At 74.1% G+C, this 17,865-nt stretch carries 20 protein-coding genes and 1 other RNA gene; 15 read left to right on the forward strand and 6 right to left on the reverse strand.

Annotated features, from left to right (window positions below):
* Positions 1-9 precede the first annotated feature (9 nt).
* Positions 10-1,161, reverse strand: a complete 1,152-nt coding sequence (locus Ae150APs1_RS33795) for an acyltransferase (protein WP_249266408.1) — start codon at positions 1,159-1,161, stop codon at positions 10-12.
* Between the two features lie 126 nt (positions 1,162-1,287).
* Positions 1,288-2,067 (reverse strand): transglycosylase SLT domain-containing protein, encoded by a 780-nt coding sequence (locus Ae150APs1_RS33800; RefSeq protein WP_010225076.1) that lies wholly within the window; start codon positions 2,065-2,067, stop codon positions 1,288-1,290.
* Between the two features lie 494 nt (positions 2,068-2,561).
* Between Ae150APs1_RS33800 and soxR the strand changes: the two genes are divergently transcribed.
* Both soxR and Ae150APs1_RS20555 read left to right on the forward strand, forming a co-directional pair.
* Complete coding sequence (gene soxR / locus Ae150APs1_RS20550; RefSeq protein WP_029239221.1) at positions 2,562-3,032, forward strand: redox-sensitive transcriptional activator SoxR; 471 nt, start codon at positions 2,562-2,564, stop codon at positions 3,030-3,032.
* 52 nt (positions 3,033-3,084) lie between these two features.
* Complete coding sequence (locus Ae150APs1_RS20555) at positions 3,085-3,843, forward strand: tyrosine-protein phosphatase (RefSeq protein ID WP_075299692.1); 759 nt, start codon at positions 3,085-3,087, stop codon at positions 3,841-3,843.
* On the opposite strand, the gene Ae150APs1_RS20560 is transcribed toward Ae150APs1_RS20555, so the two are convergent.
* Together Ae150APs1_RS20560 and Ae150APs1_RS20565 are read right to left on the reverse strand one after the other, a co-directional pair.
* Positions 3,844-4,236 carry a hypothetical protein gene (locus tag Ae150APs1_RS20560; RefSeq protein WP_010225087.1) on the reverse strand — a complete coding sequence of 131 codons (393 nt, stop codon included), beginning with the start codon at positions 4,234-4,236 and terminating at the stop codon, positions 3,844-3,846.
* A complete protein-coding gene (locus Ae150APs1_RS20565) occupies positions 4,233-4,481 on the reverse strand; it encodes a hypothetical protein (RefSeq protein ID WP_010225088.1) in 249 nt (82 codons plus the stop codon). The genes Ae150APs1_RS20560 and Ae150APs1_RS20565 overlap by 4 nt, the downstream gene beginning before the upstream one ends.
* Before the next feature lie 123 nt (positions 4,482-4,604).
* Between Ae150APs1_RS20565 and Ae150APs1_RS20570 the strand changes: the two genes are divergently transcribed.
* The 5 genes from Ae150APs1_RS20570 (at position 4,605) to Ae150APs1_RS20590 (ending at position 9,419) form a co-directional block, all read left to right on the forward strand.
* Complete coding sequence (locus Ae150APs1_RS20570) at positions 4,605-5,777, forward strand: acyl-CoA dehydrogenase family protein (RefSeq protein WP_060573851.1); 1,173 nt, start codon at positions 4,605-4,607, stop codon at positions 5,775-5,777.
* A gap of 11 nt (positions 5,778-5,788) precedes the next feature.
* Entirely contained in the window at positions 5,789-6,829 is a 1,041-nt protein-coding gene (locus Ae150APs1_RS20575; RefSeq protein WP_075299694.1) for an acyl-CoA dehydrogenase family protein, read from the forward strand.
* A 134-nt stretch (positions 6,830-6,963) separates the two neighbouring features.
* On the forward strand, positions 6,964-7,473 hold the full coding sequence (locus Ae150APs1_RS20580) for a helix-turn-helix transcriptional regulator (RefSeq protein WP_010225095.1): 510 nt from the start codon (positions 6,964-6,966) through the stop codon (positions 7,471-7,473).
* Positions 7,474-7,539: 66 nt separating this feature from the next.
* Entirely contained in the window at positions 7,540-8,646 is a 1,107-nt protein-coding gene (gene prfB, locus Ae150APs1_RS20585; RefSeq protein ID WP_075302343.1) for a peptide chain release factor 2, read from the forward strand.
* On the forward strand, positions 8,643-9,419 hold the full coding sequence (locus Ae150APs1_RS20590; RefSeq protein ID WP_075299696.1) for a hypothetical protein: 777 nt from the start codon (positions 8,643-8,645) through the stop codon (positions 9,417-9,419). Before prfB ends, Ae150APs1_RS20590 begins: the two co-directional genes overlap by 4 nt.
* On the opposite strand, the gene Ae150APs1_RS20595 is transcribed toward Ae150APs1_RS20590, so the two are convergent.
* Positions 9,406-10,632 carry a multidrug effflux MFS transporter gene (locus tag Ae150APs1_RS20595; protein WP_170918113.1) on the reverse strand — a complete coding sequence of 409 codons (1,227 nt, stop codon included), beginning with the start codon at positions 10,630-10,632 and terminating at the stop codon, positions 9,406-9,408. The two genes, Ae150APs1_RS20590 and Ae150APs1_RS20595, sit on opposite strands and share 14 nt — an antisense overlap.
* Positions 10,633-10,694: 62 nt before the next feature.
* On the opposite strand from Ae150APs1_RS20595, the gene Ae150APs1_RS20600 reads away from it, so the two are divergent.
* Positions 10,695-11,156: a MarR family winged helix-turn-helix transcriptional regulator gene (locus tag Ae150APs1_RS20600; protein ID WP_212567236.1), complete on the forward strand. Its 462-nt coding sequence runs from the start codon at positions 10,695-10,697 to the stop codon at positions 11,154-11,156.
* An 18-nt stretch (positions 11,157-11,174) separates the two neighbouring features.
* On the opposite strand, the gene Ae150APs1_RS20605 is transcribed toward Ae150APs1_RS20600, so the two are convergent.
* Positions 11,175-12,428, reverse strand: coding sequence for an oxygenase MpaB family protein (locus Ae150APs1_RS20605; RefSeq protein ID WP_249266409.1), 1,254 nt, complete (start codon positions 12,426-12,428; stop codon positions 11,175-11,177).
* 133 nt (positions 12,429-12,561) lie between these two features.
* On the opposite strand from Ae150APs1_RS20605, the gene ftsE reads away from it, so the two are divergent.
* The 7 genes from ftsE to Ae150APs1_RS20640 all read left to right on the forward strand — a co-directional run bounded on the left by ftsE (position 12,562) and on the right by Ae150APs1_RS20640 (position 17,855).
* The gene (ftsE, locus tag Ae150APs1_RS20610; RefSeq protein ID WP_075299700.1) at positions 12,562-13,251 is read left to right on the forward strand and encodes a cell division ATP-binding protein FtsE; all 690 of its coding nucleotides are present in this window, start codon (positions 12,562-12,564) and stop codon (positions 13,249-13,251) included.
* Positions 13,252-14,154 (forward strand): permease-like cell division protein FtsX, encoded by a 903-nt coding sequence (gene ftsX, locus Ae150APs1_RS20615; RefSeq protein ID WP_075299702.1) that lies wholly within the window; start codon positions 13,252-13,254, stop codon positions 14,152-14,154.
* A gap of 66 nt (positions 14,155-14,220) precedes the next feature.
* On the forward strand, positions 14,221-14,706 hold the full coding sequence (gene smpB / locus Ae150APs1_RS20620) for an SsrA-binding protein SmpB (protein WP_010237295.1): 486 nt from the start codon (positions 14,221-14,223) through the stop codon (positions 14,704-14,706).
* A 155-nt stretch (positions 14,707-14,861) separates the two neighbouring features.
* On the forward strand, positions 14,862-15,785 hold the full coding sequence (locus Ae150APs1_RS20625; protein ID WP_029239802.1) for an amidohydrolase family protein: 924 nt from the start codon (positions 14,862-14,864) through the stop codon (positions 15,783-15,785).
* 584 nt (positions 15,786-16,369) lie between these two features.
* Positions 16,370-17,074: a hypothetical protein gene (locus Ae150APs1_RS33805; protein ID WP_249266411.1), complete on the forward strand. Its 705-nt coding sequence runs from the start codon at positions 16,370-16,372 to the stop codon at positions 17,072-17,074.
* A gap of 110 nt (positions 17,075-17,184) precedes the next feature.
* Positions 17,185-17,576, forward strand: a transfer-messenger RNA (tmRNA) gene (ssrA, locus tag Ae150APs1_RS20635).
* Positions 17,577-17,663: 87 nt separating this feature from the next.
* Positions 17,664-17,855, forward strand: a complete 192-nt coding sequence (locus Ae150APs1_RS20640) for a ferredoxin (protein ID WP_075299704.1) — start codon at positions 17,664-17,666, stop codon at positions 17,853-17,855.
* Positions 17,856-17,865 lie beyond the last annotated feature (10 nt).

Below are 17,865 nucleotides of genomic sequence, written 5' to 3' on the forward strand. Positions count from 1 at the left end.
GACGCCGAACTAGCCGGCCGCACCGACCAGCACGACCAGCGCCAGCGCCAGGCCGGTGCGCAGCGAGTGCCGGACGTCGAGGGCCGCGATCGGCCGCTTGACGAACCGGTGCGTGAGCCAGGCCAGCACGAACGACACACCGATCACGACGGCCCCGGCACCGAGCGAGAGCCGCTCGTCGCCGGTGTACACCAGCGCCAGCACCAGGATCGGCCAGTGCCACAGGTACAGCGGGAACGACAGGTCCCCGATCGAGCGCAGCAGCGGGCCGGCCAGGAGGCGGTCGGCGCCCAGCGGGTGCCCCGACCGTCCGGCGACGATCACCAGCGCGGCCGCGACCGTGGGCCAGAGCGCGGCCCAGCCGGGGAACGCCCGGTCGACCTGCAGCAGCACCCCGCACGACACGAGCGCCAGGACGCCGAGCCAGCCCAGCGCCATCCGGGCCCCGGCGGTGAGCTCGGGACGCCCCTCGATCCGGGAGATCCACAGCGCGAGCAGGCCGCCGAGCGCGAACTCCCACACCCGGGTCAGGGAGTGGAAGTAAGCGAGCGGCTGGTTCACCACGGTCAGGTACACCGAGTACGCCAGCGACGCGCCGCCGACCACCAGCAACGTGCCGGTGAGCCGGGTGTGCAGGTCCGCGCGGTCCCGCTGCGAGGCGATCACGACGCCGGCCACGAGCAGCGGTGCGACCAGGTAGAACTGCCCCTGGATCGACAGCGACCAGAAGTGCTGGACGATGCTCGCGGCGTCGTTGCGGGCCGCGTAGTCGACCGCGTTCGCGGCCAGTTCCCAGTTCTGGACGAACAGCAGCGAGGCGACGGTCTCGCGGACCGTCGGGATCCACCGGCTCTCCGGCAGCAGGAACGCGCCCGCCGCGAGTACCACGGTGATCGCGGGCAGCAGCCGGGAGAGCTGGCGTTTCCAGGTGGCCAGGACGTCGACCCCGCCGCGCAGGCCCGCCCGGTACAGCCCGCCGACGATCAGGAAGCCCGTGATCAGGAAGAACACGTCGACGCCACCGGAGACACGGCCGACCCACACGTGGTAGACGACCACCAGCACCACCGCGAGTGCCCGCAGGCCCTGCAGTTCGGGCCGGAAGCGGGACCGCGTGGCCGTCTCGGTACGGGCGGGGCCGGCTCCACCGGGGGACGTCACGAGCTACGCGCTCCTCTCGGGCGGGAAAGTAAAGGCCGATATTACTTTCCCGGCAGTACCACGACGACGACGGCGGCCGGCAGGTTCACCTGCCGACCGCCGTCGCCGTGTCGTGGATGACCGGAGTCAGTATCCGATGTAGCCGCCGTGCGAGCCGGTCCGGCCCCCGGCGTCGAGGGTGTCCAGGCCGTAGCGGTCGATCATGTAGCGGACGCCCGCGGTGATGTTCGCGACCGGGTCGGTGACCGAGCGGTCGGCGAAGTCGGGGTGCACGTACGCCTCGAAGGTCGAGGGGATGACCTGCATCAGGCCCTCGGACGGGTTGCCCGCCAGAGCGTTCGAGTCCCAGTTGTTGATGGCGTCGGGGTTGCCGTTCGACTCCTTGAGGATGATCTGCTTCAGCCCCGTCGCGTACGACTGGGACATCCCCATGTGGTCGAGGGCCTCGGCGATCCAGCTGTCGAGGCCGCCCTTCGAGATGAGCTTCTCGATCTCGGCGCGCTCGGCCTTCTTCTTCGCCTCGGCCTCGGCCGCCTTGCGGTGCTCCTCGGCGATCTTCCCGGCGATCTCGTGGGCCTTGCCCAGCGAGGCCAGGTCGGCGTCGTCGGCGGGGGCCGCGGCCTGGAGGGCGCCCGTGGCGGCACCGGAGTGCTCGAAGGACACCGGGCTGAAGTAGCCCGAGGGGCTGCCGTCGACCGCGGGGGCCGACGACGGGATGCCGGTCTCGAAGGCGGCCAGCGTGGTCGGCTGGGTGGTCTCCTCGGCGTCGGCCGCGGTGTTCGTCCCGTCCAGCGTGGTCGGGACGACGGCGGCGAACGCGCCGGAGGCGAGGACGCCGAAGGTCGCGCCGGCCGCCGCGGTGCGGGTTCCGGCGCGCCGCGCGGCACTGCCGCGGGCGCCGTCCACGGCGTGCGCCGTCGGACGGGTGGCTCGGGCAGCGGCCTTCGCTGCGGGTGCGGTCGCCACGGGTCGGGGGAACACGCGGCGGCCACCGGGGGAGCGGTGTCCTGACAAGGGTATGGCCCTTTCGCGATCAACGGACGGCTCCGGTACGAGCGGCCGGGTCGGGGGTCCCGGGCGAGCCGGTCGGGGATTCCGGCTCCTGGCCCGCTCGTGATCGGGCCGTGATGACTTGTGAAGCACCGTAGAGGGCCCCGCCGGACGGGTCCAGCCCCGGGGGTGTCGGTCGGCGCGCGGCAGGCACCGCTCACCGAGAAATCGATCTTGAAGGGCCGGGGGGAGGCAACCCGATCAACGGCTGATCCACAACGGCGGACGGCGGTCGCCGCAGGTGGCGGACCCGCGACGAACGGCTGATACTGAAGCGAGCTTCAGTGTCGGAGGACGGCCGCCGGGACGTCCGGCGGCGCCGCGACGGGGCCGGAGAGGTGGCGGAGGGGATGGAGTCGAGCGATCTCCTGACGATCGGCGAGATCGTCGAGCGGAGCGGGTTCCCGCACTCCGCGCTGCGCTACTACGAACGCGAGGGCCTGATCTCGGCGAGCCGGACCTCCGGCGGGCAGCGCCGCTACCGGCGCAGCGTGCTCCGCAGGCTGGCGTTCGTCCGGGCGGCCCGGTCGATCGGCGTCGGGCTCGACGAGGTGCGGTCGGCGCTCGACGCGCTGCCCGCCGAGCGGACGCCCACCAAGCACGACTGGTCGCGGTTGTCCCGGGCCTGGCGCAGCCGCCTCGACGAGCAGATCGAGGCCCTGACGGCGCTGCGCGACGGGCTCGACGGCTGCATCGGCTGCGGATGCCTGTCCATGACGTCGTGCCGGCTGGTCAACCCCGGCGACGCGGCCTCGGTCCAGGGCGACGGCGCCCGTCGCCTGCCCCCGGCCCTGCGCAGACCTCCGGTGCACACCCGGTGAATCTCGTCGCGGCCGGTCCGGTCGTCGGGCGGGGCGACCTAGGCTGACGGGCGTGACGGATCTCGTGCCGGACCGCTGGTTGACCTTCGACGGCCTCGCCAATGCCCGGGACGTGGGTGGGCTCCCGCTGGACGGCGGTGGCCGGGTGCGGTCCGGGGTCCTGCTCCGGACCGAATCCCTGGAAGGGCTCAGCGAGGCCGACGTCGCCCGCCTCACCGGCGAGTACGGCGTCGTCCAGGTACTGGACCTGCGCAAGGACGAGGAGCTCCTCGTCTTCGGGGCGGGCGCGCTCGCGGGTGCGGGGGTGGAGGTGCACCGGCTGAGTTTCATCCCCGAGACCGGCCGCGGGCTCCCCGAGCTCGGCGACGACGCCGACCCGATGGTCGCCAACTATCTCGCGTACCTGGGCGACTGCGCGGCCAACGTGGTGTCGGGGGTCCGCCGGGTCGCCGAGCGGGAGGCCGGCGCGACCGTCGTGCACTGCGCGGCGGGCAAGGACCGCACCGGGGTGCTGGTCGCGCTGATCGCCTCGGCGGTCGGGGTCGCCCGCGCCGACGTGGTGGCCGACTACGTGCTCTCGGCGACCCGGATCGACGCCCTGTTCCGGCGCTGGACCTCCGTCAGTGGTGAGGAGATGCCGCCGGCCGACGAGCTGGACCGGCACCGGCCCCGGCCCGAGGTGATGGAGACGTTCCTGCGGATGCTCGACGAGCGCCACGGCGGCCCCGTCGCCTGGCTGCAGGCGCACGGTCTCACCGACGGCGAGCTGACCCGCCTTCGTTCCCGCCTGCGTGACGAGAACGGGTCCTGATCAGGGAAGTTCCTCGATCGGCACCATCGGGTCGAGCTTGCGCAGGGTGCCGGGGTCGCCGGTCACCGCGGGCCAGCCCCGGCGCCGTGCGGTCGTGACGACCTGGCCGGTGACGATGTCGTCGAGACCCTGCGAGGCGAGCAGCAGCCCAGCCTCCTGGGCGCCCTCGGGCGACAGTTCCTGGATGACCGTGTTCGGCAGGCCGAGCAGCACCTGGAGTGCCGCGTGGTGCTCGGGCTCGACCATCGACCAGGCGCGGCCGAGGGCGGCGCTGGGCACCGCGAGCACGATGTGCTCCTCCACCGCGGCCCAGACCAGGGCGCGCATGTAGACGGGGCGGCCGGTGGCGAACGCCGCCAGGGCCGAGGAGTCGAGGACCCGCCCGCCGATCATCGTGCGCCGACGGCCACGGGCGTGCCCGGGCGCAGGGAGCGCCGGGCCGCGTCCAGCTCGTCGGCCGGGGGTGGGCCGCCGTAGAGGTCGGCCAGTGCGGACAGGGAACGGTCCCTGTCCTGTCTGGCCTGGACGGCCTCCGCCACATAGGCGGACAGGCTCGCCGCCGATCCGCGGGACACCGCGTCCCGTGCTTCCGCTACCAGCTCGGCCGGCAGCGTCACCGTGACTCGCTCGCTGCGCATACCCGAATGCTACTCCCTGCATACCGGTCCGGCCACGCGCCACGCCGGGTAGGCAGGTTACCGGCCAGTATGCAAGGCTGCGGAGAGGGACAGTGCCGACCTCACGCAGAACGGGTGCAACGCATGGACCTGACCTTCACCGCGGCCGAGGAGGAGTTCCGTTCGGAGCTGCGCTCCTGGCTCTCGGCGAACATCCCGCAGGAATGGACCCGGCCCGGGTTCTGGGAGTCCCTCGACGACGACGAGAGCTTCCGGCTGCGCCGTGACTGGGAACGCGACAAGGCCGACGCGGGCTTCGCCGGCATCCAGTGGCCCACCGAGTACGGCGGCCGCGGCGGGACGCCCGGCATGAAGGCCATCTACGACGAGGAGATGGTCCGCGCCCACGCACCGCGCACCGTCAACCCGCTGGGCCTGACCTTCCTCGCGCCGACCGTCATGGCGATCGGCACCGACGCGCAGAAGAAGGAGATCATCGGCCCGCTGCTGCGCAACGAGGTCGTGTGGTGCCAGGGCTTCTCCGAGCCCGGCGCCGGGTCCGACCTCGCGGCGCTGTCCACCAAGGGCGTCCGCGACGGCGACGACTTCGTCGTCAACGGGCAGAAGGTGTGGACGACCAACGCCGTGCACGGCGACAAGATCTTCACCATGGTGCGCACCGAGGCCGGCTCGGAGAAGCACCGCGGCATCTCGATGCTGCTGATCGACATGGACCAGCCGGGCGTGACCGCCCGCCCGCTGCGCCAGATGAGCGGCGCCAGCGAGTTCGGCGAGGTCTTCTTCGACGACGCCCGGGTGGCGGCCGCCGACTGTCTCGGCGAGATCGGCGACGGCTGGCGCACGGCGATGCTGCTGCTGTCGTTCGAGCGCGGGGCGTCGGGCATCTCGCAGTACACCGAGTTCCGCAGGCAGTACGACGAGATCGCCGCCGTCGCCCGCACGCTCGGCCGCGACACGGACCCGGTCGTCCGCGACGACCTCGCACGCGTCCTCACCGAGCTGGAGTGCCTGAAGCTCCACTCGATGCACGTGCTCACGCAGGTCGAGCAGGGCCGTGACCTCGGGTTCGAGGCGTCGATGACCAAGTTGCAGTGGTCGGAGGCGTTCCAGGACCTCTGGGAGGTCTACGACCGGATCCTCGGCGAGCACGCGACGCTCGACACCCTGCCGGACGGCACCGACCTGCGGCCGCTGCACGGCCAGGCGATGTGGTCCCGGTCGGTCACCATCTGGGGCGGCTCGTCCCAGGTCCAGCGCAACATCACCGCCGAGCGCGTGCTCGGCCTGCCGCGGTAGGGGGCACCGGCATGTTCTTCGCACTCACCGAGGACCAGCAGGAGTTCGGCAAGGCCGTCCGCGACTACCTGGCCGAGCGGTTCGACCTGGCCGCCGTCCGGGAGGTCGTCGAGGGCGGCGTGGCCGACGGCAACCCGGCGTCGCTGTGGGCGGCCGCCGGCGAGCAGGGCTGGCTCGCCGTCACCGTCGGCGAGGAGCACGACGGGCTCGGGCTCGGCCTGGTCGAGGCCCAGGTCATCGCCCGTGCGCTCGGCGCAGGCGTCGCGCCGGGGCCGTGGCGGGGCACCGTGCTCGCCGCCGAGGCGATCCGGCTCGCCGGGTCCGACGAGCAGCGCCGCGCCTGGCTGCCGAAGCTCGCGGCGGGCGAGGCGGTCGGCGCCGTCTCCCACCGCGGGGACGTCGCCGGCGGGCTGCCCGCCGTCGAGTACGGGGCCGAGGCCGACGTCGTCGTCGGGCCGTCCGATCCGGACCTGGCCGGCCTGTCCCTGCTGACCGGCGCGACCGCGACGCCGGTGGGCAGCTACGACGGCACCACCCGGCTCGCGGCGCTGTCCGGCGGGACCGCCGAGGCGCTGCCCGGCGCGACGGTCGAGCTGCAGAAGCAGCTGACCGACCGGGCCACCGTGCTGGTCGCCGCCGATCTCGTCGGGATCGCCCGGGAGGCGCTGACCCGCACGGTCGCCTACGACCGCGACCGCGAGCAGTTCGGCGTGCCGGTCGGGTCGTTCCAGGCGATCAAGCACGCGCTGGCCGACCTGCACGTCGGCGTGACGATGGCCGAGCACGCGTCGCTCTACGCCGCACACGCGGCCGACAGCGCCGCGGCCGGCGTGCTGGATCCCGCCGAGGCCGATCTCGCGGTCTCCGTCGCGAAGGCGAAGGCGAGCGAGGTGGCGCTGCAGGCGACCGCGGCGATGATCCAGTACCACGGCGGCATCGGCTACACCTGGGAGCACGAGGCGCACTTCTTCTACAAGCGCGCCAAGCGGCTCGCCGGGCAGTACGGCGACGTCGCCGTCCACCGCGAGCGGATCGCGACGCTGACGGTCTGAGCGCAGGCGGCGTCCGGCGGCGCGGCCCGGGGGGGGGCCGAACTGCGCACAGTGGATCCCCCGGACGCCGCGTGCCCTGCACAGATGTGCTGAGTGGACTCGCGCGCGGGGCCCGCGCGTGGGACCGTCGCACGATGGCCCCCGTCACAGCGGTCAACGCGACCGCCGCCGCCCTGCTCGGCCTCCTCCACGGTGGCCCGATGACCGGCGGGCAGCTCGTCGCGGCCGCCGGCGAGCGTTTCGGGCTGTACTTCTCGGTCACCCGCAGCCAGGTCTACCGGGAGCTCCCCGTGCTCACCGAGGAGGGCCTGCTCCGGCTGGGCAAGCAGGGGCCGCGGGCCAGCCAGCAGTACGTCATCACGGCGGCGGGCAAGCGTGCGTTCAAGGGCTGGCTCGCGTCCGGCGGCGAAGCCGACGCGGTGCGCAGCCCGATGGTGCTGCGCCTGCTGCACGCCGGGTCGCTGACGGTGAAGCAGCGCACCGAGCTCCTGCGGTCGGCCCGGGAGGCCTACACCGAGCGCCTGGCCGAGGCGCGCGCCGCCGCCCGCGCGACCGACGACCCCTACGAACGTCCGGTCGCCGACTTCGCCGTCGCGCACACCCGGGCGATGATCAAGCTGATCGACGCCGTCCCGGTGGACTGAGGCCCCGGTGCGGGTCGGCGGGGGAGCCGCCGGGTGCGCGTCACACCCCGCGTACCCTCGGTCGACGTGAACCCCGACGTCCAGGCCGACCTGAAGGACCTCGACACCACGCTGTCCAGCATCGAGGCCGTCGCCGACGTGCCCCGGCTGCGCCAGGAGATCGAGGAGCTCTCCGAGCAGGCGGGCCGGCCGGACCTCTGGGACGACGTCGAGGCGGCCCAGAAGATCACCAGCCGGCTCGCCTACGCGCAGGGTGACCTGCGCCGGCTCGACGACCTGCGCCGCAGGCTCGACGACCTCCCGGTGCTCTACGAGCTCGCCGAGGACGAGGGCGACCAGGCCGCCGTCGCCGTCGCCGACGCCGACCGCGCCCGGCTGCGCAGCGAGATCGCGTCGCTCGAGGTCCGGACCCTGCTGTCCGGCGAGTACGACGAGCGCGAGGCGCTGGTGACCATCCGCTCGGAGGCCGGGGGCATCGACGCCGCCGACTTCGCCGAGATGCTGCTGCGCATGTACCTGCGCTGGGCCGAGCGGCACGGCTACGGCACCGACGTCTTCGAGACGTCCTACGCCGAGGAGGCTGGCATCAAGTCGGCCACCTTCGCCGTCCACGCGCCGTACGCGTTCGGCACGCTCTCGGTCGAGGCGGGCACCCACCGGCTCGTGCGGATCTCGCCGTTCGACAACCAGGGCCGCCGCCAGACGTCGTTCGCCGGGGTCGAGGTGGCGCCCGTCGTGGAGTCGTCCGACCATGTCGAGATCGACGAGAAGGACCTGCGCGCCGACGTGTTCCGCGCGTCGGGGCCGGGCGGCCAGGGCGTCAACACGACGGACTCGGCGGTCCGGCTGACCCACATCCCCACCGGGATCGTGGTGGCCTGCCAGAACGAGCGCTCGCAGCTGCAGAACAAGGCGTCCGCGATGGTCGTGCTGCAGGCCAAGCTGCTGGACCGGCGGCGACAGGAGGAGCGCGAGCTCATGGACTCCTTCAAGGACTCCGGCTCGTCCTGGGGCAACCAGATGCGCAACTACGTCCTGCACCCGTACCAGCTGGTGAAGGACCTCCGCACCGAGCACGAGGAGGGCAACCCCTCCCAGGTGCTCGACGGCGAGATCGACGACTTCATCGAGGCCGGGATCCGCTGGCGCCGCCAGCAGGCCGACGAGGCGTGACGGGCGTGACCGCGCGGCGCGGCCGTGGACGGCCGCTCGCCGCCCTGCTCGGGTTCGTCCTGGCACTGTCACTGGCACTGACCGCGTGCACCGGTGGCGGTCCCACCGCGCCCGGACCGTCCGCGGCACCCGCGCCGTCGCCGCAGGACACCGTGACGGCGGCGGCGCGGGCACTCGCCGACGCCGGCTCGGCCCGGGCCACCGTCGGGCTGGACGGGCCGACCGGGCCGTTGCGGGCCACCGGGCCCGCGCGCTTCGAGCCCTTCGCCGCCGACCTCACCGTCGATCTCGGCACCCGCGGGGCGCAGGTGCGGGTCCTCGGTGACGACGCCTGGGTGCGCTTCGGCGGATCGCCGGGCTGGCAGGCGCTGTCCACCGGACTGCTCCCGGTCGGTGCCGTGACCGGGGCGCTGCACGCGACCGCGGGCCTGCGTGACGTCGTCGCGCAGCCCGGCGCCGAGGACGTCGAGGGCGTGCCCGCGGTGCGCTACACCGGGACCGTCGACCTGGCCGCCGCCCGTGCCGCCGCTCCCGACCCGGCGACGGCGACCCGGGTCGACGAGCTGTCCGGGCTGGTCTCGCCGACCCCGCGGTTCACCGCGTGGCTCGGGGCACCCGACGCGGCGCAGCCGGACCGCGGACGCCTGGTGCAGCTGCGCCTGGAGCCGGCCGGCCCGGCGTCCGGCGAGCAGAGCGCGAACGCCGCCGTACCCGGCGCCGTCACGCTCGGTTTCACCGAGCCGGGACTCCCGGTCGAGGTCACCGCGCCCTGACGGGGGCGCCGCGGGTCAGCGTCGCCAGCGTCGAGGCCGACAGGGCTGCGGCGACGAGCATGGCCACCGCCATCACCGTCGCGCTGGAGCCGACCAGTGGGGACACCAGGGCGCCCAGTCCGAACTGGGTGGCGCCGAGCAGCGCCGACCCGGTGCCCGCCCGGTCGCGGACCTCTCCGGAGGCCAGTGCCGAGCTGTTGCCCAGCACGAAGCCCTGGGTGGTGAGGATCCCGAACAGCAGCACCAGGACCGGCCAGCGGGCCGCGCCCAGCAGCACCGTCACGGTGAGGGCGGCGCAGAGCACCACGAGCAGGCCGACGGCGGTGACCAGCTGGCGGCGCGGGGCGATCCGCGACGACAGCCGTCCGCTGACGATGCTGCCGGTGACCAGGCCCATCGCGTTGACCCCGAAGGCGATCGCGTACTGGGTGGTCGAGAGGCCGAGCGTCTGCTGCAGCACGAACGGCGAGCCGGAGATGTAGGCGAACATCATCGCGAAGGCGGTCGCGAACGCGAGGACGTAGCCGACGTAGCGGCGGCGGCGCAGCAGGGCGCGGACGTCGGAGAGGGTGCGCCGCAGCCCGCCTGCGCTGCGCGCCGTGACCGGCAGCGTCTCGCGCACGGCGAGCGCCGAGGACGCCAGCATCACCAGCGCCAGCGCGGCGAGCACCCCGAAGATGCCGCGCCAGCCGATCGGGCCGCCGAGCGAGCTCCCGAGCACCGGCGCCACCACCGGGGCGATGCCGTTGATCGCCATCATCAGCGAGAACAGCCGTGCGGTGCGGTCGCCGGAGGTCCGGTCGGAGATCATCGCCCGGCTGAGCACCACGCCCGCCGCACCGCCGAAGCCCTGCAGGAACCGGGCGGCGACGAGCACCGGGACCGAGGGCGCGAACGCCGCGGCGACGCTCGCCAGGAACAGCAGGACGGTGCCCGCCAGCACCAGCCGCCGCCGGCCCCAGCCGTCGGACAGCGGGCCGATGACCAGCTGGCCGGACGCGAGGCCGACGAGGAACGCCGTCAGCGTCAGCTGGGCGGCCGACGCCGACGCACCGAGGTCGGCCGCGACGTCCGGCAGGACCGGCAGGTACATGTCGGTGGCCAGCGGGGCCACGGCGGTGAGCAGGGCGAGCACGCAGATCCAGACACCGTCCGGGACGTGCCGGCCCCGCTCGGGTGCCGGGGAGGTCACGGCGTCGGTGTGGCCGGTCATCGGCTCTCCTTCCGTCAGGTACCTATGAATATAGATATGAATTCCGCGGTACACTGGCGGATGTGACGGATGTCGACGCGCAACCGGTGACCGGTGACTGGCCGGGGCTCGCCACCGCGGTGCACGACCTGTCCCGGGTGCTGCGCAGCGTGGGGGAGCGGGCCGTCAGGCCGGACGCGATCACCGGATCCGAGCACGAGGTCCTGCGCACGGTCTGCGCCCGTCCGGGGAGCACGGTCTCCGCGGTGTCCCGGACCCTCGGGCTGCAGGCCAGCAACGTCAGCACCACGGTGCGGTCGCTGCTCGGGCGCGATCTCGTCGAACGCCGTCCGGACCCGGCGGACGGGCGGCGTGCCCTGCTGCACCCCACGGCGCGGGCGCTCCGGCACCGCGAGCTGCTGGACGCGGCGTGGTCGGACCGGATCGAGCGGGCCCTCGCCGGGCTCCCCGCGGGCGACGCCGAGGCTCTCCGGGCAGCGGCACCCGTGCTGGACCGGCTCGTCGCCGCGCTCGACCCGCGCTGACCCGGGCGACCGTCCCCGTCAGCGGCGCAGGCCGGAGGTCGCCTCGTAGGCCGCGACGTGGCCGCGGGCGTAACGCGCGTACCAGCGCTCCCGGTGCCGCGCACCGCGCCGCTCCAGCGCCCGCCGCACCGGTGGGAGCAGGTGCCCCGCGAGCTCCGCGGCGGCGACGAACGGCGCCCGGAGTAGCGGGACGGCGATCCACGGCAGCGGCGAGGGCATGCGGTGCGCCCGCCAGGTCCGGCGCGCCGTCCACAGCCAGGCGTACCCCGCGTGCACACCGTGCGTGTAGACGCCGCGCAGCCGGTCGGCCCCCGTCCGGCCCGGGGCCGGTGCGAACCCGGCGGGGAACGACTCGATCAGCTCGGCGCCGTGCGCGCCGGAGTCGCGGGAGCGGGCGTCGAGCACGAGCAGCAGCAACCGGACGGCGTCGGCGACCGTCTCCGGGTACCAGCGCGGCTCCACCCCGAGCAGGTGCCCGAGGTAGCGCTGGAAGTGCAGCAGCGCCCGCATCTCGGCCGGGCTCGTCAGATGGCCCAGCGGCCACAGCGCGAGCGCGGGGGCGACGCTGCCGCCGAGCAGCGTCATCATCTGCCAGGTCCGGCTGATCGGGACGCCCCACCGGTCCTCGTCCCACTCGGGGTGGCCCGCGACCCGGCGCCGCACCGCGACGTGCATGACCCGGACCCGCAGGGCCGTCGACCGGCCCGCCGAGCCGGGCGTGAACAGCGCACCGGGCTCGGAGACGTCGATCCAGAACCGGACGGTCTCGAAGAAACGCCGCCGGGCGTTGTCCCCGGCGTACCCGCCTGCCAGCGAGAGGGGGGTGGCGACGGCCGCCTCGGTGTACATCTCGAGGGTGGTGCTCCCGGCGACGGCGAACAGCATCGTGCCCCAGCGCCGCCACACCGCGGCGCCCCGCTCGACGAGCTCGGGACGCACCCAGTCCGGTGTCCGCTCGAACCCGGCGAACAGTGCGCGCATCGCCTCGGGCGCGTCCGGGACGGCGGCGACCCCGCCGGGGCCGAGCGCGGCGTCGAGCATCGCCCGCCCGCCGGGACGGTCGAGGACCTCGTCGGCGAACCGCTCGGCGAGGGGATCGGCGGGGAACAGGCCGTCGGTCACCGCGTGCACCTGGTCCGCCGCCGGGTGCAGGCCGGTGCCGGTGCACGCCCGCAGGGCCCGGTCCACCGTGCGCCCGCCCGGCCACCGCCCGGGACGCCCGAGCAGGAACGCGGCCGGGACCCGCCCGCCGCCGTCGCCGGCACCGCTCATCGTCACCCCGTCGTCGTGTGTCGCTCCGCTCCCGGCATGATCGCTGCCGCGGCGCTACCGCCCGGCGGACGGTGCGCCCGTCGCGCGTGTCGTCACGGCCCGTATACGCGGAGCGGCGGTACCGTCCCGCTCCGTGATCGAGCTGCGGGACGTGACTATGCGCTACCCGGCGTCCGGACGTCCGGCGCTGGACCGGATCTCCGCGACGGTCGATCGCGGCGAGTTCGTGTTCCTCATCGGACCGTCCGGGTCGGGCAAGTCGACGCTGCTGCGGCTGCTGCTGTGCGAGGACGTCCCCACCTCCGGTGCGATCCTGGTGGACGGCCGGGACGTCGCCCGGCTGCCCCGCCGGAAGGTGCCGGGCCTGCGCCAGCGGATCGGCTGCGTCTTCCAGGACTTCCGGCTGCTGCCCGGACGCAGCGTCGCCGGGAACGTGGCGTTCGCCCTCGAGGTGCTGGGCCGCAAGCGGTCCGACATCGCGGTCGCGGTGCCGGAGCTGCTGGAGATGGTCGGCCTGCAGGGCAAGGCGGAGCGCATGCCGCACGAGCTCTCCGGCGGGGAGCAGCAGCGGGTCGCGATCGCGCGGGCGTCGGTGAACCGGCCGCCGCTGCTGCTGGCCGACGAGCCGACCGGGAACCTCGACCCCGAGACCAGCCGGGAGATCATGCAGGTGCTGGAACGGATCAACCGTGGCGGCACGACGGTGCTGATGGCCACGCACGACGACACCATCGTCGACGCGATGCGACGCCGGGTGATCGAGCTGTCCGACGGCCGCGTCCTGCGCGACGAGGCCCGCGCGGTGTACGGGGCGGGCCGGTAGATGCGGCCCGCTCTGCTCACCCGCGAGGTCTCCGGAGGCCTCCGCCGGAACGTGACGATGACGCTGGCGATGGTGCTGACCACCGCCGTGACCCTGATGTCGGTCGGGGCCGGGCTGCTCGTGCTGCGCACCATCGACGACATCTCCGCGCTCTACGCCGACCGCCTCGAGATCCAGGTCGCGCTGACCCCGGACGTGTCCGGCACCGACGCCGACTGCTCCGGCCCGACCTGCGCGTCGCTGCGGGCGGCGCTGGAGTCCGCGCCGGGCGTCGGTGGGGTGGCGTTCGAGTCGCAGCAGCAGGCCTACGAGCGGTTCCGCGAGCTGTTCGCCGGGCAGTCGGTCGCCGACGTCGCCCGGCCGCAGTCGCTGCCCGCCACGCTGCGGGTGTCGCTGACCGACCAGCAGGGCGGCGCCGCCGCCGCGACCGCCGCGGTGGAGGGCCGGCCCGGCGTGCGGGGCGTGATCGACCAGCGCGACGTCGTCGGGACGCTGTTCGACTTCCTCGACGGCGTCCGCAACGTGGCGTTCGCGCTGGCGATCGTGCAGGCGATCGCCGCGGTGCTGCTGATCTCCAACACGGTCCAGGTCTCGGCCTTCACCCGGCGCACCGAGGTCGGGGTGATGCGGCTCGTCGGAGCCACCCGGTGGACCACCCAGCTGCCGTTCCTCGTGGAGGCGGCGATCGCCGGCGCGGTCGGCGGCGCGCTGGCCGGGGCCGGTCTGGTCGCGGCGAAGTTCGCCGTCGTCGACGACCTGCTGGCCGCCATCGGGCAGGCCGGGGTGATCCCGCCGGTCCGGCTCACCGACGTCGCGCTCGTGGCGGTGCTGCTGGTCCCGACCGGCGCGGTCGTCGCCGGTGTCACCGGCTACGTGACGCTGCGCGCCTACGTGAAGGTCTGACCACGTGACGGGCCGGGGCGGACGTCGCCACGGATACCGGTGGCGCGCCGCGGGTAGGCTGGACGCGTGAAAGAACAGGGCCGGAAGGTGATCGCGCAGAACCGCCGGGCCCGGCACGACTACTCGATCCTGGACGTCTTCGAGGCCGGGGTCGCGCTGAAGGGGACCGAGGTGAAGAGCCTCCGTCTCGGCCGGGCCTCGATGGCGGACGCGTTCGCCACCATCGACGACGGCGAGATCTTCCTGCGCGGGCTGCACATCCCCGAGTACGTCCGCGGCAGCTGGACCAACCACGAGCCGCGGCGCACCCGCAAGCTGCTGCTGCACCGTGAGGAGATCGACCGGCTGATGGGCAAGACCCGCGAGGGCGGTCTGACCCTCGTGCCGCTGTCGCTGTACTTCAACGACGGCAAGGTCAAGTGCGAGATCGCGCTGGCGCGCGGCAAGAAGGACTACGACAAGCGGCGTGACCTGGCCAAGAAGGACGCGCAGCGGGAGATGGCCCGCGCCGTCGGCCGCGCCGCGAAGGGACGCGCCCGCGAGATGCGCTGAGCCGGCCGTGCCACCGGCTTCGCACGGGTCCGCGTGCCTCGCACGGGATCGGATCCCGTGCGAACGACAGGATCCCGTGCGAACGATGATCGCCAGGGCCGGACGGGCCGCAGGTGGCCCGGCCGGGTGGCGGGGTCGCGCCTAGGGTGGGTGGCGTGGATCTTCCCCCGCCACCCCGCGACGACGCCGACGTCCCGCGCTGGACCGCCGAGCTCGGACTGCCCGGCCTGGTCGACGTGCACGTGCACTTCCTGCCCGAGCGCATGCTGCGCAAGGTGTGGGACTACTTCGAGCAGGCCGAGACGCACTACGGCGTCCCGTGGCCGGTGCAGTACAAGCTCCCCGAGTCCGAGCGGTACGCGCTGCTGGAGCAGCTCGGCGTCCTGCGGTTCGCGCCGCTCACCTACCCGCACAAGCCGGGGATGGGGGAGTGGCTGACCGGCTGGGCCGGCGAGTTCGCCGACGCCCACCCGCGTGCGGTGCGCACCGCGACGCTGTACCCGGAGCCGTCGGTCGCCGACTACCTCGGCCGGGCCGTCGACGACGGCGCGCGGATGGTGAAGGTGCACGTCCAGGTCGGTGCGTTCGACCCGCGCGACCCGCAGCTGCGCGACGCGTGGGGGCTGCTCGCCGAGGCCGGGGTGCCGGCCGTCGTGCACTGCGGGGACGGGCCGATCCCCGGGGACCACACCGGCCTCGGGATCTTCGCCGAGGTGCTCGAGGCGCACCCGTCGCTGCGGATCGTCCTCGCGCACGCGGGCATGCCGGACTTCCGGGGCGCACTGGAGCTGCTGGACCGGTTCCCGAACCTGGTGCTGGACACCACGATGGTCGGCACCGCGTTCAGCGAGCGGATGGCGCCGCTGCCTGCGGACTGGCCGGCCCGCCTGGCCGACCACCCGGGCCGCATCGTGCTCGGCACCGACTTCCCGAACATCCCGTACCCCTACGCCGAGCAGCTGCAGGCGATCCACGCCTGGGCGGCGGCGGAGCCGCGCCTCGGGCACGGCTTCCTGCGCTCGGTGCTGTACGACGCGCCCGCCGAGGTGCTGGGCGTCCGTGACGAGCTGCCGGCCTGACCCCGCGCAGGACCGAGGAGGAGACCCCGTGGTGAACCCGCAGCACGACCCGACCGGCGGCGCCGCGCCCGACGAGCCCGTGGACATCGCGCTCTACGGCGCGACCGGGTTCGTCGGCGCCCTGACGGCCCGCTACCTGGCCGAACACGCCCCGGCCGGCGTCCGGATCGCGCTCGCCGGCCGGTCCGAGGCGAAGCTCGCCGCGGCCCGGGCGGCACTGCCGGAGCGGGCCAAGGAGTGGCCGCTGATCGTCGCCGACGCGTCGGACCGGGCGGCCACCGACCGGCTCGCGGGTGCCGCACGCGTCGTCCTGACGACGGTCGGGCCGTACGCGAAGTACGGCCGGCAGCTCGTCGAGTCCTGCGCCCGGGCCGGGACGCACTACGCCGACCTCACCGGGGAGGTGCTGTTCGTCCGGGACGCCGTCGACCGGTGCCACGGCATCGCCGAGTCCACCGGCGCCCGGATCGTGCACTCCTGCGGCTACGACTCCGTCCCGTCCGACCTCGGGGGGGTGGCTCGCGCACACCGCCGCCGAGGCCGACGACGCCGGCGGCCTCACCGAGGTCCGGACGGTCGCGACGATGCGGGGCGGTGTCTCCGGCGGGACGGTCGACTCGCTGCGCGGCCAGATCGACGCCGTCCGCGCCGACCGGTCGCTGCGCCGGCTGGCGGCCGACCCGCACGCGCTGAGCCCGGACCGGGCGACCGAGCCGACGCCGTCGCAGCCCGCCGACGCGGGCCCGCCGAGCCGGCTCGACGACGGCACGTGGACCGCGCCGTTCGTCATGGCGTCCTACAACACCCGGATCGTGCGCCGCTCCAACGCGCTGCTCGGCCACGCCTACGGCCGCGGCCTGCGGTACGGCGAGCTCCAGGGCTGCGGCCGCGGGATCGCCGGTGCCGTCGCGGCGGGCGTCGTGACCGGCGGGCTCGGTGCGCTGGTGGGTGCGTTCGCGATCGGACCGGTCCGCCCGCTGCTGGACCGCGTGCTGCCCGCCCCCGGGAGCGGGCCGTCGGAGCGGACCCGGGCCTCGGGCTGGTTCCGGATGGACGTCCGCGCGACGACGGAGTCGGGGCGCCGCTACCGCGCCCGGGTGTCCGGGCCGGGCGACCCGGGGTACGCCGCGACCGCCGTCATGCTCGGGGAGAGCGGGCTCGCGCTGGCGCTGGGCGGGTCCGCGCTGCCGGACCGGGCGGGCTCCCTGACCCCGGCGACGGCGATGGGGGACGTGCTCGTCGACCGCCTGCGGGCGGCCGGGCACACCTACGAGGTCTCGGCGGACTGACGCAGCCGTGACACATCCGGAACCGGAATGATCCCGGTGGCGCCGGGCGTTATGCTGGGTGTCCGCGCGGGGAGACCCGGGCGGACAGCAGGTGGATCACGACCTGACCAGGGGGTGAACGGTTTCGACTCCGATCGTCGATCGAGGTGAAGCGTGCCGAGGAAGGCGACGATGATCTCGTTAACCATGCGTCGCAAAAAAATAAGTGCCGACAACAGTCGCACTGCCCCGGTTCAGGCTCAGAGCGCCTTCGCGCTCGCTGCCTGATCTAGTAAGGGGCTGTCGGGCCGGAGGCGTCCCCGCTCCGGTACCCGGCATCAGCTAGGGGACTCACCCTGCGGTTCGGCCGCGGAAGCGCAGGGGACATCCAACAGCGGCTGGGATCGTCACACCGGCTCGTCCGCGTGACCGGTGGATCCGAGTAGAGACAGAGCGGACTGCGCACGGAGAAGCCCTCGTGAACCGACGGAGGACCCGGGTTCGATTCCCGGCACCTCCACCAGCCACAGCGGCCCCGTCCCGGACCTCCGGGACGGGGCCGCCGTCGTTCCCACGGTTTTCCCGCTGCGCCGGGTGGCATCCTGGGTGCATGCGCGTGACCGTGGACAAGGAACTCTGCATCGGTGCCGGCCAGTGCGTCGTCACCGCACCCGACGTGTTCGACCAGGACGACGACGGCATCGTCGAGCTCCTCACCGACGACCCCGGCGAGAGCGCCCGCGACGCGGTCAAGGAGGCCGAGCACGTGTGCCCGGCCCGGGTGATCGCCGTCGAGGACTGAGCCGGGTGCC

Source organism: Pseudonocardia sp. Ae150A_Ps1 (genome assembly GCF_001932315.1).
Taxonomy (GTDB): domain Bacteria; phylum Actinomycetota; class Actinomycetes; order Mycobacteriales; family Pseudonocardiaceae; genus Pseudonocardia.

Bases quoted from the DNA above. Each gene is read 5' to 3' on its own strand.
- soxR (WP_029239221.1), top strand. From the start codon at position 2,562: ATGGAGTCGAGCGATCTCCTGACGATCGGCGAGATCGTCGAGCGGAGC.
- Ae150APs1_RS20560 (WP_010225087.1), bottom strand. From the start codon at position 4,236: ATGATCGGCGGGCGGGTCCTCGACTCCTCGGCCCTGGCGGCGTTCGCC.
- Ae150APs1_RS20565 (WP_010225088.1), bottom strand. From the start codon at position 4,481: ATGCGCAGCGAGCGAGTCACGGTGACGCTGCCGGCCGAGCTGGTAGCG.
- Ae150APs1_RS20570 (WP_060573851.1), top strand. From the start codon at position 4,605: ATGGACCTGACCTTCACCGCGGCCGAGGAGGAGTTCCGTTCGGAGCTG.
- Ae150APs1_RS20575 (WP_075299694.1), top strand. From the start codon at position 5,789: ATGTTCTTCGCACTCACCGAGGACCAGCAGGAGTTCGGCAAGGCCGTC.
- Ae150APs1_RS20580 (WP_010225095.1), top strand. From the start codon at position 6,964: ATGGCCCCCGTCACAGCGGTCAACGCGACCGCCGCCGCCCTGCTCGGC.
- Ae150APs1_RS20595 (WP_170918113.1), bottom strand. From the start codon at position 10,632: ATGACCGGCCACACCGACGCCGTGACCTCCCCGGCACCCGAGCGGGGC.
- Ae150APs1_RS20605 (WP_249266409.1), bottom strand. From the start codon at position 12,428: ATGAGCGGTGCCGGCGACGGCGGCGGGCGGGTCCCGGCCGCGTTCCTG.
- ftsX (WP_075299702.1), top strand. From the start codon at position 13,252: ATGCGGCCCGCTCTGCTCACCCGCGAGGTCTCCGGAGGCCTCCGCCGG.
- Ae150APs1_RS33805 (WP_249266411.1), top strand. From the start codon at position 16,370: ATGCGGGGCGGTGTCTCCGGCGGGACGGTCGACTCGCTGCGCGGCCAG.
- Ae150APs1_RS20640 (WP_075299704.1), top strand. From the start codon at position 17,664: ATGCGCGTGACCGTGGACAAGGAACTCTGCATCGGTGCCGGCCAGTGC.